A 15383-nucleotide genomic window follows, 5' to 3' on the forward strand; every position below is an offset into this window, starting at 1 on the left:
GCCGCTCTAGCTACCTGCTACAACCACCTGATCGCGCCCTTGGGCTTTTGCTTGGTAAAGCGCCCGATCCGCCGCCGCGATCAATTCCTCCGCCGTGGAACCATGTTCAGCAAACGCCGCCACACCTACAGAAATCGCGATCGCATCTAAGAGTTGATGGTGATACTCGATCTGCAAATCCTTAACATCTTGGCGAATTTGTTCTGCCCGTTGCTTCGTATCAGCAAGTGAAGCATCTGGCAAAATTAGCATTAATTCCTCACCCCCATAACGGCAAGCAATATCCGACGCCCGAACATTTCGTTGTAAAAATATGCCTAATTCTCGTAAAACAATATCCCCAGCTTCATGACCAAAGGTATCGTTAAAATGTTTAAAATGATCAATATCCAACATAATAATCCCCATGGGTCGCTGATGACGCTGCGCCCGATGAATTTCTCGCTCTAAAGACTCTTCCATATAACGCCGATTAAATAGCCCAGTCAACGCATCTCGAATACTCTGTTGAGACAGCGTTTCCCGTAATTTTAAATTCGCTAACGACAGGGCTAAATGTTCCGCTACCGTTAGGGCTAACCGTTGTTTCGCCTCCGTCAATTGTCCCGGTTGTTGCGAACTAATATATAAAATTCCCAACGCTTTTCCCTGTGCCATCATTGGCACACAAAAGGATTCTAAGGGAGAGATGTGTGAGTGAATATGAGGACAGCGTAAACCTGATTGTGGCTGGTTTACCCAATGGGGACGTCCCCGACGTAATGCCCAACATGCCTTAGGCGAAAACAGCGTCTGACTCGCCAAAGCGGTTCCCCAAGTTGCCATGGCTTCTGCCCAATTCTCTGAGGGATTAATCACGAATACTCCACCCGAACTCCCTGGAAATAAGGGAGCAACCAACGTGGCGATCGCGTGATATGCCTCATCAACCGTTAAACAGGCTTGGAGAAAGTCACTCAATTCCCCTAATAACACCATTTCTCGGTTGCGGATACCTAGTTCACTTACCCGCCCTTTCAGTTGTTCATTCAGTCTCTGCAACGCTGATTGTGCCTGTTTGCGATCGCTGATATCTTGCACCACACCAATATAAGATTTCGGTTCACCCTTACTATCCCGTATCAGCGATCCACTTAAATTCACCCAAACCTCAGATCCATCTTTACGTATATAGCATTTTTCACGGGAGAAGGTATCAATTTCTCCTGCCAATAACTGATCCAGGCAACTAAGTTCCTGAGCAATATCATCAGCGTGAGTAATGTCTTTGCATGTCTTGTTTTGCAGTTCCTCTGCACTATACTGAACTAAATCAATAAACTTTTGGTTAACCCACAAAAACTGACCCGATAAAGTGGCTTGGACAATTCCTACAGCAACTTGATCAAACATACTCTGGAAACGTTTTTCACTCTCTCGCAACGCTTCCTCGGCTTGTTTTCGTTCTGTAATATCCCGATTACTCGCTCGTATTCCCAACCAATCTCCCTCAGCACTTTGCACAGATTGGCAAATATGAGAGATCCAACGCAATTCTCCGGTTTTAGTCAGGATGCGAAAATCAATTCCTGAGACTCTCTGATTCACCGCCGTGGCACACCTATGCTGGGCAAATTTTTCTCGATCCTCTGGATGAATGATCGACTCCAATAAACTCGCATCCTGGAGAAATTCATCAGCACAATACCCCGTAATCCGTTCACAGGAAGGAGATACATAAATAAACTGAGCGTCCGGGTTAAGCCAATATTCCCAGTCATAGGTAAAGTTAGCAACTGTCCGAAATCGTTCTTCGCTTTGTAGCAGTTCCTCCTCTGCCCTGACTTTTTCGGTAACATTATCAACAGTAAAGACGACACCCTTTAACTGACCCGTTTGGTTAAATAACGATGTTCCGTTAATTGACAGTAACACTTGGCGTCCATCATCTCGTTCAATGGTATAGTGCAGGTCATTAACCGTCTGCTCGGTTTGCACTAAATGCCAGAATGGTAAACAGTTATTCTTACTTAAATTCCTTTGCTCATCCTGATTTTGCCAAGTCAGCTTATCTTGAGAATGGGGGTAAATATCTTCCAACTTTAGACCTAAAATCTGCTCCGCCTGATGGTTAATTAGCATAATTTGTCCCTGAGGATTCACCCAGACGATTCCCACAGGACTGGTTTCCATAACCCGGGATAATAAATCAAACTCCTGATGTAATGCGGATTCTATCCCTTCACGCTCCTGAATTTTTTGTTGAAGTTGAGCCGTGCGCTGTTGCACACGATTTTCGAGTTGCTGATTTAACTGACATAATTCGGCTTCAGCTTGTTCACGGGCAAGGCGGATGTGTAAAGCTTCAATACCGGAGGCTAAATCATTGGCTAATTCTTTCAATAACTGCACCTCTTCCGGCGCAAATGCTCCAGAGTTCACTGCGTAGATAGTCAACACACCCAACAGTTGATCTTTAACCTGTAATGGCAGGATAATTAGAGTTTCATCGCCCTGCTGTAAACCATGCGATCGCCAGGATGTAAATTGCGGATCAGTATGAATATGGCGACAAACTATCGGTTGTCCAGTTTGCAGAACTCTATCGATAGGAGACTCACCTGAAGATTCGTTTACCCCAGGCATAATCAATTGTTTTAGATACGGGTTATTATCAGAATTATTATCGTCAGTTATCAAGCTAACCCACGCTCCATGATAACCTCCTACCTCCACAATCAGCCGACAAATATTCTGGAATAACTCAGATTCTTGGGTTGCACTCACCAAGATTCGGTGGGATTCACTCAGAGTTTTGAGAATACGGTTTAAATTTTGGAGAATCCCTGGCGCTTGTTGACACTCTCTCAGTTCCATGGGTATTACTTGATCCCAGGGGTTTTCTATTTTATCCTCTGCGTTTTGAGGGATCACACCTGCCATAGCCCGTCTGTCAGGGTGGGTTTGACTACTACTGTTATTTCTAACCCTGATGTTACTAAACTCGCCCTCATCTTCCCCATCGCTATTTTTTCGCAGCTGCCGATTTTCAGCTTGGAGTGAGGCAATAATTTGATCCTGTTGACTCAGGTGCTGCTGTAAGTCTTGAATAACGCCATACAAATGTGCTGGATCAAGGGTTTGTAAGATACTGCTTTGAGTAACCATACCCAACAATTCTCCTTGATGGCTACAGACTCCTAATTGCTGTACTCGCCACTGCTGCATTTTATGATAGGCTTTCCATAACGACTCTTCTAGACTCACGCACAGTAGTGGAAAACTCATCAATGTATGAGCTGGTAAGCTTAAATCAAGTGCCAATGCCTGAAATTGGACAATATCTTGTTCGGTAATGATACCAATGGGGAATAGAAATGGTTTTGAATCGGCTGGATCTGACGAATCTATCCGCTCAGAGATCCTGTTTTCCTGTTGTTCTGCAATGACTACATAATTAACTCTATATTCTGCCATCCGTTGTGCTATAGTTAGCACGGAGTTTGTGGGGGAAACATGAATAAATTCGGGTGTGATCACGTCTGCGACTCGACGCCTTTTCAACAGATCAGTGCATGGCAAAACATAATGCAGGCTCTCAGGCGTCACAACTCCTACCAATTGATGTTGATCATTGACCACGGGTAAGTGACGAATACCGTGGTATTCAAATAAATTCAGAATTCGCCAACCATCGGGTAACTCAGATTGCTTGAGTGTAATCACTTGCCGAGTCATCACTTCGGCAACATGAAGACTTTCTAGGGGGCTTCCTGATACTATAATTTGAACCAAATCCTGCGATGTTATCACCCCAACTAACTCCTCGCCTTCTATGACTAAGACACAGCTCCCATCTGTTGCATCGCTATGACTTGAACCCAAAAGTCCTGTCCCAGATGGAAATGGGCAGGAGTAAGTGCCTTGATTGAGGAGGGCGATTACGTCGCACAGACAGGTGTCTGGCGTAACCGTCAGCGGATAGCGGTCAATCGCAGACGTTAGGGTTGTCATTGGTCATTTGTGATGGGTCATTTGTTATGGGTCATTAGCCCTTAACTGGACTAAGATGGGTAGGGATATTAAATGTCAAGCTGCTTAATCATGGATTGATTAAAAGAATAGATCACGTAGATGACCCAGGAAATTATTGGGAATGGGTGATTACCTGGAAAAAGTAGTTAGTAGTTTTCCAATTTTCCTTGATATTCGCCATTATGTTGATATACCTGTTACAGAATTTCAGGTATTTCAATAGATTTGCGTGAATTCTTAAAACAGCACCAGGATTTTCCTTGATACTAGAACAATCGCTCTATTTCTAACTCAGATGCCACTTGAGCTAGTTTGCTCAGGTCAGTGGGATCAGTTAAATGGGGCAAGATACCTAAAATGGGAACCTGTGTCAGCGACTGAATCAACTCAATGGGTGTCCAATCGGCAATCTCTGTGGCTGAACGAGGCTGAACACAATTGAGGACGATTCCTTTAAGGAGAACGCCCGACTGACGTGCTAAGGCAACATTTGCCACCGTTTGTGCGATCGCGCCTAGTTCCACAGGCACCACAATCACGCTGGGTAGTTTCCAATCTCTGGCAATATCTGCCACGGTTAACTCATGGGTTACAGGTGAACCGAGTCCTCCTAGTCCTTCAACTAACACCACGTCCCGTTGCTGCTGCAGGCGATTTAATGCCTGCCAGACTATTTTTAATTCTAGCGGTCGTCCTTCCCGTTCTGCCGCGACGGGCGGGGCGACAGGGTGCTTAAATTGTAAAGGGGCAATGTCTTGAGGGGTTTGATCCAGGTTCAATAACTGGTGATAATGTTCCCAATCCCCTGTTCCCGTTTGAATGGGCTTAAAAATTCCCAGACGTTTTTGTGGATAATAGGTTTGCCAATAGGCGGCGAGGGCAGTAGTCAATACCGTTTTGCCCGCATCGGTATTTGTACCCGTAATCAGTAATGTCTTGGTCATTAGTCATTCATCCTTTGTCTTTTGTTCTTTGTTTGACTTTGACCTAAGGATTAGTGAGACTGACACCTAGTGTAAAATTGGTTGGTCTTTGAGCAATCACATCAATAATGTAGTTACCTCCTTGAGGCAATTGTGCCTGCCAAAAGTTTACATTTGAGGCATCTTCGACAAGCTGACCATTGGGATTGCGGATATTTAACGTGACATTCCCTTGAATAACTTCTACCGCTAATTGCTGATTGGATTCCACATTAACACGGTAACGTTTTACCCGTTGCGGTGCGGTTTGACCTTGAAACTGAATTGCTTGTTCTTCTTGGGGAATTACGAGCTGTTCGGTTTCGTAAGTGGGAGATGGAGAGGGAGAAGGAGAGGGAGAGGGAGATGGACTTCGTGTTGGCGAAGGTGTGGGTTGGGGAGCTTCAGTTAAGTTTAAATTAAGTTGGTAATCGGTTTCTGGAAGTCCCGGAATTAAACTTAATTGAACTGTGTATTCCCCGCTATAGGGGAGTTTCCCTCGCCATTGCTGCACCCGTGTCGCGCGATTGCCCACCGGTTGATCATCGGGTCCGAGGACGGTCATGTAGACACCTTCGGTGGGAATAAATGCTTCCAAGGTCTGGTTTTGTTCTGCCTGAATCTGGTAGTTTACAATCGCATTCGGCTGTAATGAGCGTTCTATAGAACGTTGTTCACCAACAGACAGAGCCAGAGTCTGACTATAGGTTCGGGGTAGGGTGGGAGTAGGTGAGGGTGAAGGGGACTCTGTTGCAGTGGGAGAAGGAGACGGTGATTCAGTTGCAGTGGGAGAAGGAGACGGTGATTCAGTTTCAGTGGGGGAAGGAGACGCTCCAATTATTTCTGGGGAAGTCGGTTCTTCTCTTAATCGGCTAAAAATTGCCCAAGAACCCAACAATACCGTCAAAGCCAGTACTGTACCAATTCCCACAATAACCCCAGGTTTTTCCCAAATCGAGTCACTATCGGGTTCCGGAATTACGGGTTCTGACGCTGCTGCTGTTCTGGCTGGTGTCCTTTGCGGTTCTGGAGGTCGTCCCACGGCTACTGTTGCCATACGTGAGACATTGGCGTTTGGTTCGGGTGCAGAGGCGGCTGGGGGAGGCGGAGATTGCAGGGCTTGTAATACATCTGTTGCAGATGAGTAGCGATCGCCTGGTCTATAACTTAGCATCCGGTTCAGAATCTGGGCAAATTCGTCACTCACACTAACCCATCGTTGCCAGTTCCAGGTTAACTGGGTATTATCCAGTAACTCCCTAGGTTCTTTGCCTGTCAGTAGGACAACGGCGGTTACCGCCAGGGAATAGAGGTCACTACTGGGATAGGATTTGCCCGTTTGAATTTGTTCGCTGGGGGCATAGCCGAGTTTCCCAACTGTTGTGGCTGGGGTTGCCATATCCGGCGACTGCAAACGGGTAGCGAGTTCCTTGACCACACCGAAGTCAATTAATACGGGGAGTTTGTCGCCCTCGCGCAGAATAATATTATCGGGAGTAATATCGCGGTGGATGATTCCCTTGCTGTGAATATGTTCTAGTACGGGTAATAATTGCTGTAGTAGCTGCTTAACTTCGGCTTCTGAGAAGACAGGGTTTCCCTTATGCGTACTCTGAGGTGGCGTCGGAATACCCACAGATTCCGATCCCGGTGTGGGATTGCCCGCCAAGCCTTCTAAGCGCTCATTGAGTAACTCTCGATAGGTTTTCCCCTCAACATAGTCTTGTGCCAAGAACAACCGTCCATCCTGCTCAAAGGTGGCTCGAAATTCGGGGACTTGAGGGTGTTTAATTTGATAGAGGGTAGTTGCCTCCCGTTGAAAGAGTTCTTTGGACTTCTCCAAGGTATAGGCTTCCATCTGAGGCGGAATTAATTCTTTGAGGACACAGAGTTCTTTAAACCGATTCAGGTCTTCCGCGAGGTAAGTGCGACCGAATCCCCCTTGACCCAGAACCCGGATCAAGTGGTAACGGGCTTGCAGAATAGTTCCAGAGGCGATCGGTTGTTCCATGAGCTTGTGAATTGGAGTTTAGGGGAAAACAGGATGGTGAGTTCCTCGTCTACAACTATAAATTCTATGAGAAGAAGGTCACTTCCTGGCATTTATTACATTTATTTTATGTGACGTACCTAGGCTAAGCTATCCCTAGGACTCGTCGCTTTTTCCCGATTGTGGGCATTTGGCTAAGCTGTCATGCATTTAAATGGGGTATTAGTAACGAGCAAGATGTTCGCCCACCGAGGATGAGAGCCATTATTGACATTAAGGTTTAAATGCCGAACAGCTTATAGCTCTAGGTGTCGAGGTACTTACTCAAGTGGGTTTGTCCCGCCTCCGGCTTTTGACTGATTTATTTTAAGGCTCACGAGTTTATAAAAAAAGAAATAATTATTCAGCCTGTTTGGATGACTTTGATTAATAATTGCATATTTCAGTCAATTCGATGGAAAAACTACTGCGTCAAATGGATGAAATGAACAACTTAGGCAGCATCCCAAAGCAGCAAATCTAAAACCAGTGGTATCTTTGGGCTTGGGGGCAAGGATTACGATTGCCCGATTTGTCAATTTATGAGAAATAGTAGAACGATAGAGAACAGCAAATGTTAAGATTGCCTTGAAATGAGCTTCGAGGGTCTGCTGTGAGCCGTTCTGCAACGTTAACGCTTCAGCCTACGCTGCCGCTAATCGCGGATAATAATCGTCTCCGACTGTTTTCAGGGTCTGCCAATGTGCCACTGGCACAAGAGGTTGCTCGCTATTTGGGCATGGACATCGGACCGATGGTTCGCAAACGATTTGCGGATGGCGAGTTATACATCCAAATTCAAGAATCCATCCGTGGGTGCGACGTTTACCTAATTCAGCCCAGTTGCCATCCGGTAAACGACAACCTGATGGAGTTGCTGATTATGATTGACGCCTGTCGGCGAGCATCCGCACGGCAGATTACTGCTGTTATTCCATATTATGGTTATGCTAGAGCCGATCGCAAAACCGCAGGACGGGAGTCAATTACCGCTAAATTAGTGGCAAATTTGATTACTGAGGCGGGCGCGAATCGGGTGTTAGCCATGGACTTGCACTCTGCCCAAATCCAAGGGTATTTCGATATTCCCTTCGATCATGTCTACGGTTCTCCAGTAACCTTGGAGTATCTGGCAAGCAAGCAATTACCTGATCTGGTGGTTGTTTCCCCCGACGTAGGAGGGGTAGCGAGAGCCAGGGCTTTTGCCAAAAAGCTCAATGATGCGCCCTTAGCGATTATTGACAAGCGACGGCAAGCGCATAATGTCGCAGAAGTCATGAATGTGATTGGAGATGTCAACGGCAAAACGGCTGTTTTGGTAGACGACATGATAGACACGGCGGGGACGATTGCTGCAGGTGCCAAAATTCTGCGTCAAGAGGGAGCGCGGCAAGTGTATGCTTGTGCTACTCATGCGGTCTTTTCGCCACCTGCGATTGAACGCCTCTCTAGTGGAATCTTTGAGGAAGTGATTGTCACCAATACAATTCCAATTGCCCAAGACAATTACTTTAAGCAGCTTACAGTGCTTTCGGTCGCCAACTTGCTGGGAGAAACCATCTGGCGCATTCATGAAGATAGTTCAGTAAGCAGCATGTTTAGTTAACCCCCATTCCGTAGGGGTTTGGTTACCAAACCCCTACGGCGTGGTGAGGAGAGGATGTCACCGCGCTCTTCCGTTATCCTGAGACTCTTGACATCCTCCCCCGGCTAAAGAGCGCGGGGGATTCCTCACCACGCCACCTTTTTAGGGGTGGTCGCTGATTGGGGTTGACGCTTCGCTGAAGGTTGCCTCCAAATGAGGTCTTACACCCTCTCCACGTCCGTTTATAGTCTCGGAATGCCCTCCCGCGACTTGTATTTACATTACCACAATAGTAGAACGTTATCCGAATTATTTGACTGGCGAATAAATTCGCTACCTAGACGGTTCGCTCGGTTTCATCTCCCAGCTAAAGAGCGTGGGAGCCTTCACCCATCGCTTTTCCGGTAAAACATAGATTCTTGACGGCTTTTTACGGGCCAATCTTCATTCTCACCACCGATGATCACCCGTTCGATGTGAACATATTCTTGAGACAGTTGCTTCAGGGAATTGATCAGAACATCAAGTGCGATCGCATCAGATGTACCTAAATCAAACCAGCATCGTCCCCAGGTTCCCTGATAATCAAAGTCTCCTTGATTGTGCATCAGTGCCATGAGGGTGCTGTCTGTTTCTCGGTCATCATAGTCCATATAGCTGATATCCACACCTGTCTCCTGCACTTGGAGATTTTCCGCATCAAATCCGCCCAATTTTCCCAAGTAAAACCATGAATTGAATAACTCTTCAATATAATCTTTTTCCATGGGGGAAGGAACTGTGGCAAACTCTAGCCAGATCCACAAATCGAATGGGTTATACTCGCGAAACTCTACCCGCATAGGTCATCAATCATCAATTATCTAGAAATTTGACAAGGTTAAGCTGAAACAGGGAATCGGAATCAAGACTGCTTCCCCAGCTTCCCCAACACTAACGGAGAGGGTGGGATTCGAACCCACGGACTCTTTCGAGTCACTCGATTTCAAGTCGAGCGCATTCGACCACTCTGCCACCTCTCCAGGCTTATCTATCATACCAAGCCTAAGCGTTCATGGCGACTGTCTAGAAACAAATTGTCCGCCAACGGGTTGAGGGCGCCGATAGAGAAACTCTTCTAGCACTACAGAATAGTCATTTCCCACCCAAACCAGAGAAATTGAAGCCACCACACCCTCTTTCAGATACACCAGTGAAAAATTTCGCAGTCGGTCTGTTTCCGTTTTCACAATTCGGGGTACACTGGCTGAATTGAGATACATCGTTCCCTGTGAACTGGTGGTGACAATAGTTCGCAATCGCTTGGTTGTGTGGCGTAATCGGTGATGCATGTGACCGAATGTGACCAAGGAGATCTGTTTTCCCAGCGCCTGAGTTTGTGCGATCGCGGCTTCAAAATCGGGGTCACCATGATCTCCGCCCAAGGGATGCCAATCCCTACCACAAGGCGATTCGGCTTCCTCGCCTAACCCCGTTGGTCCATTGTGACCCAAAAACAGAATCGTGTTGTATTCTGTCGCTTTGGCGGCGGCGACTATTCGTTCAACAGACTCCTCAAAACTGTTGACCCCATACCAATCTCGATAGAAATCCTGATTTTTCCATGCTGATCCCCCCCAACTAAACGGACGAGCCCCGACTACCGAAAGCTGAAGATCACAAAAGTCCAAATATCCGTAACCAACATGGGCATCTCCGAGCGCCTCTAACTGATCCTGTAACCAATTTTCCTGTTGACGGTTGTATGGACATTTTTTCTGTCCCCAAGCTGATGCGGTATACCAAGCATCGTGATTTCCCAGAATCACAGCTTTGGGCAGATCAACCGCAGCAACTCGCTCAACCACACCCACAGACTCATTGCCAAAATCCCCGACAAACAGCACCAAGTCAACACCCAACCGTTGGAGTGCGATCGCGTCTTGTGCTTCCCATTGATCGTGAACATCACCAACGACGGCTATTTTAATAGATGGCTGATTATGACTGGTCATATTCATGGTTTTTTAATTATTCCCCCTTCCAGCATAAAAAAAGCCGCACTCGTTGGCTTAATCACGAAACACCGATGGAGGCTGATCTGGGCGAACAGCTAGGGAAATACACAAATCGTGTCCACTTTTTTAATCTGCTCGCCCTCGACTCTAAGCTCTTTTACGCCGTAGCACCGAAGTGACACCGAACAACCCCATCCCTAATACTCCTGCAACTGTACCTGGCTCTGGTACTGAAGCAGAAGGATCATAAAATCCTTCTATTTTCAAGCCCACTAGCGAACGAGCATTCGCTTGGTTAGGATTAGGAGAACCCAGTAGCCAACTCATATTGGCAATACCTGAAAGCGATTTAATTGAGGTATCACTAGCAAAATAGTTTTTCGTGATAGTGGTCTTACCCTCACCTGGGGGGGCAATAGCGGAACTGAACACTGGATTGACTGCGATTCCATTAACCTGGTTGACTTCCAGAAACATTTTAGTCTCAGGATCGACTTTACCCGATGCCGTTGTTGCTCTTGTCCAGAGGTAAAAGCCATTAAAAGACTTAGCAGGTGGGTTCTGTTGGTTAAAGGCAATGGTTTGCCCACCGAGGCTAAAGGAAACGGTATTCCCATCCCACGTTAACATCCATGGCACTTCTTGACCATTTTGCCAATTCCAGTTCAACTGCTCAACAGTTCTCAATCCATCATCTTCTTTGGTGGCAAACTCCCAGTCGGCAAAGCCTTTAGCACCCGCTCTTCCTTCCACCGTCCAGTTCAAGTTAGTCCAGCCTTCGGGGACAGCATCACCCTCGCCTACAAAGGTTAAATTAATCGCCGCAGCAGGTTGAGATAACATGCCAAAACCGAGGACAGAGGCTCCCACCGCCAAGGTTGTGGTGACTAGCTTGTTTTGTATCGTATTCATGTGACCTCCAAAATAGACGAGACAGTATTTTGCTCTATATCTAGTTTAATTCTTTGAGCAGAGAAAAATATTAAGGATTCTCCCCCCTCATTTAACCTGCCTAAATTGCTGGCTGAAGCCCTTGCCTGGAGTGCAATGTCTGGGAAAAGTTGGATGTGGCTCAGTAATCGGTATGATCCCTTGATTAATCAGCGTCGCTAAAATTCTATCGGAGTGAGGAAAATGTGGCAATTGGGAGTTACCCTATATAGGCGTTGAGTCAGGAGTGTATTATTCATGGAATGGGTTAAAGTACAAATGATGTTCGAGAATGCCCCCAGAACATCCCATAAAGACTATTCACCGGAGTTAGAAGACTTAAACGGAGAACGGGTGGAATTATCTCGGCTACCCTGTTGCGGCGAGTTGATCTCATTTGCTGAAGGGATGCTGCACCATATTGGACCCTGCTTCACGGTGATTGAGGTTGTCCATTTCGCATCCCCAAAGGAAAATGGTTTAGTCGGTCAAATCATGCTACGCAAGTGTTTTCCTCGCTAGAGCATCGTTTGCCCAGATCCCCACATTCAGATAGATGATCATTCTAGATATCGGAGGATAATCTCAAAACGCAAACCTTTGGCAGTGAACCATTATGCAATTTGTGTCCGATCCCCCTATTGCCGAAAAAATCCAGCAGATGAAACAACGAGTTCGCTGGCAAGATCCGTTAATCGTTGAACGGGATATCGATCAAACTCGGCTGGTACTAGACGATGAGAGACCCGATCATCCAGAGTTCTCATTTTTAGTCGTCGGTGATACAGGCTTTGGATCTCATAAACAACATGATCCACAACGCAAAATTGTGGAAATGATGCTAAATCACCGCAATGACTGCCGCTTTGTATTGCATACCGGTGACGTGGTTTATCAGGTAGGTTCGAGTGAATATTATCCCCAAAACTTTATCAAACCCTACCGCGAGTTTATCGTCGATGGCGACTCTCACCATAAAATTTCTTATGACCAAATGGTGTTTAATCTTCCCTTCCTCACCATCCCTGGAAATCACGATTACTATGATTTACCCTTCGTCTATGGCTTTATGGCACAGGTAACTTGGCCCCTGCGCCACCTGTTGAAGACTAAACTCGATCTGAATGTAGGTTGGCACGGATCACATCAGGGTAAAGCTTACACCAAGGCATTCCTGGACTATCTGAAGCCATTGAAGCAGTGGGGAAAGTTGGAAAATCATCTAGACCACCACTATACGGCGAAAACAGACACAGGACGTTGCTTGCGCTACCAACCCGGAGAGTTTACCCGTTTACCGAACCGTTACTATACGTTCCGTAGTGGCGGAATTGACTTTTTTGCCCTTGATTCCAATACCTTTAACGCCCCCGCACCGATTCCAGCTACGCCAGAAGGGGAAGCCTTTCGCCGCCTTTTAGAACAGCGACGGGATGAACTAGAAGCGGAAAAAATGCAAATGATGGAAACCTCCGCTACCCTGAATGCGGATAACCCGGAAGAGGCAGAACAGCTTGATGATTTGAATGTGAAATTAGAGCAAATTGATGAACTAAGCTTGGATATTAATAAACAATTGGCATCGGATGAAGAAACCACTATTGACTTTGAACAATTGGACTGGCTACGCCAACGGCTAACCCAGTCTTGGCAGACTCAAGAGGTACGGGGACGGGTGATTTACCTGCATCATCCCCCCTACGTAACCGAAGCCACCAAATGGCAACAGGCACAAACATGGGCAGTTCGTCGCCGCCTCCGTCAAGTTTTGGATGCTGTGGCGACGGAGGTGGGTGATTTAGCCCAGGGGCGTCCTTTGGTGGATTTGGTGCTCACCGGTCATGCCCACTGTTTAGAATATCTAGAAACGGTTGATACCGGACACGCGGATTCTTATATGCCCTGGATTATCTGCGGTGGGAGTGGTCATAGTTTACGCCGTCAACGCAAAGAAGGTTCAGAGATAATGGAATCTGTTGGGTTTATTAATAATAGTCCCTCCCGTATGGTGGCGCGATCGCGCTTTTATGCCGGTCGTCATGGTCATGGTTCTAAAAAGCAGCGACTCTATTCATTTTTACGGATTGATGTTCTAGAGGGTGATCCGCCGAAGTTCCGAGTTCAACCGTTTATTGCTGAACGCTGTCACCGAACCTGGAATAATTATTCCCAGGAAGCCTTTGTTATTGGTTAGAAAACAGGTCTTATGTAACGGAATTCATAACAGATTCAGCTATGACCAAAGAAACCTTTGATGTTAGTGAATATGTCGATCGCATGGCGGAGTTGATTGATTTGCCGATTGACCCAGAATACCGTCCTAGTGTCGTCGATAACATTACTCGGATTGCCGCGATCGCACAATTGGTGAATGATTTTCCCTTACCGGATACTATAGAAGCTGCACCCATCTTTGAACCATGACCTTTAATTGGAGACAAGCCGACGCTGTGGGGATAGCTACGGCGGTTTATCAGGGTGAAGTAACCGCAAGTGCGATCGCGCGGGATTGTTTGGCGCAGATTGATACCCGTAACTCTAGCTTAAATTGTTTTACCGCCGTTACCGCTGATACAGCAATCGCTGAGGCGGAACGGGTGGATCAAGCGATATCGAGAGGGGAATTTCCTGGCGTCTTGGCTGGGGTTCCTTTTGCGGTGAAGAATTTATTTGATATTGCTGGATTAACCACCCTAGCCGGCTCAAAAATTAATGCCGAAAATCCCCCAGCCAACCACGATGCTACCGCCGTTACCCGACTTAAGCAAGCGGGGGCGGTGCTGGTGGGGGCTTTAAATATGGATGAATATGCCTATGGGTTTGTGACTGTAAATAGTCATTATGGGGCAACACCAAACCCTCATGATCCGACTCGTGTCTCCGGTGGATCATCTGGCGGTTCCGCCGCTTCGGTTGCAGCCGGATTAGTCCCCCTTACCTTGGGTTCGGATACCAATGGTTCAATCCGGGTTCCGGCTTCACTGTGCGGAGTTTTTGGGTTAAAACCAACATACAGGCGTTTATCACGGGCAGGGGCTATTTTATTTTCCAGTAGTTTAGACCATATTGGTCCGTTTGCCCGTTCAGTACGGGATATTGCGACAGCGTATGATATCCTTCAGGGAAGCGATGAACGTGATCCGGTTTGTACACAACGTCCTCCAGAACTTTGTTTACCACAACTGGAAGAGGGAATTGAAGGATTACGGATTGCGGTGGCGGGGGAGTATTTTTCTCAAGGCGCTACCCCAGAAGCCTTGGATGCTGTCGCCAAAGTCGCCCAGGCGCTAAATGTCACCGCTACAGTTAGGATACCTGAAGCGCATCGGGCAAGAGCGGCAGCTTATATTATTACAGCTACAGAAGGAGCTAATCTACATTTTGCCAACTTGCGATCGCGTCCGCAAGACTTTGACAGAGCCACGCGCGATCGCTTCTTAGCGGGGGCTTTAATTCCCGCCTCATGGTACATTCAGGCGCAACGGTTTCGCCAATGGTATCGCCAAAGGGTACGAGAAGTGTTTCAGACGGTGGATATTATTCTCGCCCCGACTACGCCTTGTGTCGCCCCTGGCTTAGATCAAGAAACAATGGTAATTGGGGGAGAAGAGGTATTAGTGCGCCCAAACTTGGGACTATTCACCCAACCTTTATCATTTATTGGATTACCTGTTTTATCAGTTCCTGTCAAGCCCTCTAGTTCTCTGCCCTTGGGTGTGCAAATTATTGCCGCTCCTTATAATGAAGCCATGATACTGCGCGTAGCTGCCGTATTGGAGAGTCAGTGAACAGTGAACAGTGGTCAGTGAACAGTGATCGATAACTGATAACTGATAACTGATAACTGATAACTGATAACTGATAAC

General features: G+C 46.8%; 11 protein-coding genes and 1 tRNA gene. 5 read left to right on the forward strand and 7 right to left on the reverse strand.

Annotated features, from left to right (window positions below; all coding sequences use genetic code 11):
- Nucleotides 1-6: 6 nt before the first annotated feature.
- The 3 genes from ACLGGO_RS26570 to ACLGGO_RS26580 all read right to left on the reverse strand — a co-directional run bounded on the left by ACLGGO_RS26570 (nt 7) and on the right by ACLGGO_RS26580 (nt 6987).
- Entirely contained in the window at nt 7-3993 is a 3987-nt protein-coding gene (locus ACLGGO_RS26570) for a PAS domain S-box protein (protein ID WP_446421532.1), read from the reverse strand.
- 287 nt (nt 3994-4280) lie between these two features.
- Nucleotides 4281-4958 carry a dethiobiotin synthase gene (gene bioD / locus ACLGGO_RS26575; RefSeq protein WP_446421533.1) on the reverse strand — a complete coding sequence of 226 codons (678 nt, stop codon included), beginning with the start codon at nt 4956-4958 and terminating at the stop codon, nt 4281-4283.
- Nucleotides 4959-5001: 43 nt separating this feature from the next.
- Complete coding sequence (locus ACLGGO_RS26580; RefSeq protein ID WP_446421534.1) at nt 5002-6987, reverse strand: protein kinase domain-containing protein; 1986 nt, start codon at nt 6985-6987, stop codon at nt 5002-5004.
- Between the two features lie 631 nt (nt 6988-7618).
- On the opposite strand from ACLGGO_RS26580, the gene ACLGGO_RS26585 reads away from it, so the two are divergent.
- Nucleotides 7619-8611: a ribose-phosphate pyrophosphokinase gene (locus ACLGGO_RS26585; protein ID WP_446339103.1), complete on the forward strand. Its 993-nt coding sequence runs from the start codon at nt 7619-7621 to the stop codon at nt 8609-8611.
- A 365-nt stretch (nt 8612-8976) separates the two neighbouring features.
- Here the strand turns inward: ACLGGO_RS26585 and ACLGGO_RS26590 are convergent, their stop codons facing one another.
- The 4 genes from ACLGGO_RS26590 to ACLGGO_RS26605 all read right to left on the reverse strand — a co-directional run bounded on the left by ACLGGO_RS26590 (nt 8977) and on the right by ACLGGO_RS26605 (nt 11499).
- Nucleotides 8977-9432, reverse strand: coding sequence for a DUF3531 family protein (locus tag ACLGGO_RS26590; RefSeq protein WP_446421535.1), 456 nt, complete (start codon nt 9430-9432; stop codon nt 8977-8979).
- 95 nt (nt 9433-9527) lie between these two features.
- Nucleotides 9528-9612 (reverse strand) — tRNA-Ser (locus tag ACLGGO_RS26595).
- Nucleotides 9613-9642: 30 nt separating this feature from the next.
- Nucleotides 9643-10584 carry a TIGR04168 family protein gene (locus ACLGGO_RS26600; protein ID WP_446421540.1) on the reverse strand — a complete coding sequence of 314 codons (942 nt, stop codon included), beginning with the start codon at nt 10582-10584 and terminating at the stop codon, nt 9643-9645.
- Nucleotides 10585-10734: 150 nt separating this feature from the next.
- Entirely contained in the window at nt 10735-11499 is a 765-nt protein-coding gene (locus tag ACLGGO_RS26605; protein WP_446421536.1) for a PEP-CTERM sorting domain-containing protein, read from the reverse strand.
- Nucleotides 11500-11775: 276 nt separating this feature from the next.
- Between ACLGGO_RS26605 and ACLGGO_RS26610 the strand changes: the two genes are divergently transcribed.
- From ACLGGO_RS26610 to ACLGGO_RS26625, 4 genes are all read left to right on the forward strand, one after another.
- Nucleotides 11776-12039 carry a hypothetical protein gene (locus tag ACLGGO_RS26610; protein ID WP_446337884.1) on the forward strand — a complete coding sequence of 88 codons (264 nt, stop codon included), beginning with the start codon at nt 11776-11778 and terminating at the stop codon, nt 12037-12039.
- Nucleotides 12040-12133: 94 nt separating this feature from the next.
- Entirely contained in the window at nt 12134-13711 is a 1578-nt protein-coding gene (locus ACLGGO_RS26615; RefSeq protein WP_446421537.1) for a metallophosphoesterase family protein, read from the forward strand.
- Between the two features lie 41 nt (nt 13712-13752).
- Nucleotides 13753-13941 carry a DUF4089 domain-containing protein gene (locus tag ACLGGO_RS26620; RefSeq protein ID WP_446421538.1) on the forward strand — a complete coding sequence of 63 codons (189 nt, stop codon included), beginning with the start codon at nt 13753-13755 and terminating at the stop codon, nt 13939-13941.
- Entirely contained in the window at nt 13938-15305 is a 1368-nt protein-coding gene (locus tag ACLGGO_RS26625) for an AtzE family amidohydrolase (RefSeq protein ID WP_446421539.1), read from the forward strand. The genes ACLGGO_RS26620 and ACLGGO_RS26625 overlap by 4 nt, the downstream gene beginning before the upstream one ends.
- The last annotated feature ends 78 nt before the right edge of the window (nt 15306-15383 follow it).

Source organism: Coleofasciculus sp., from assembly GCF_046565525.1.
GTDB lineage: Bacteria > Cyanobacteriota > Cyanobacteriia > Cyanobacteriales > Coleofasciculaceae > Coleofasciculus.

Excerpts from the sequence above, each read along its gene's own strand:
- ACLGGO_RS26570 (WP_446421532.1), bottom strand. The coding sequence starts at position 3,993 with ATGACAACCCTAACGTCTGCGATTGACCGCTATCCGCTGACGGTTACG.
- bioD (WP_446421533.1), bottom strand. The coding sequence starts at position 4,958 with ATGACCAAGACATTACTGATTACGGGTACAAATACCGATGCGGGCAAA.
- ACLGGO_RS26580 (WP_446421534.1), bottom strand. The coding sequence starts at position 6,987 with ATGGAACAACCGATCGCCTCTGGAACTATTCTGCAAGCCCGTTACCAC.
- ACLGGO_RS26590 (WP_446421535.1), bottom strand. The coding sequence starts at position 9,432 with ATGCGGGTAGAGTTTCGCGAGTATAACCCATTCGATTTGTGGATCTGG.
- ACLGGO_RS26600 (WP_446421540.1), bottom strand. The coding sequence starts at position 10,584 with ATGACCAGTCATAATCAGCCATCTATTAAAATAGCCGTCGTTGGTGAT.
- ACLGGO_RS26605 (WP_446421536.1), bottom strand. The coding sequence starts at position 11,499 with ATGAATACGATACAAAACAAGCTAGTCACCACAACCTTGGCGGTGGGA.
- ACLGGO_RS26610 (WP_446337884.1), top strand. The coding sequence starts at position 11,776 with ATGGAATGGGTTAAAGTACAAATGATGTTCGAGAATGCCCCCAGAACA.
- ACLGGO_RS26615 (WP_446421537.1), top strand. The coding sequence starts at position 12,134 with ATGCAATTTGTGTCCGATCCCCCTATTGCCGAAAAAATCCAGCAGATG.
- ACLGGO_RS26620 (WP_446421538.1), top strand. The coding sequence starts at position 13,753 with ATGACCAAAGAAACCTTTGATGTTAGTGAATATGTCGATCGCATGGCG.
- ACLGGO_RS26625 (WP_446421539.1), top strand. The coding sequence starts at position 13,938 with ATGACCTTTAATTGGAGACAAGCCGACGCTGTGGGGATAGCTACGGCG.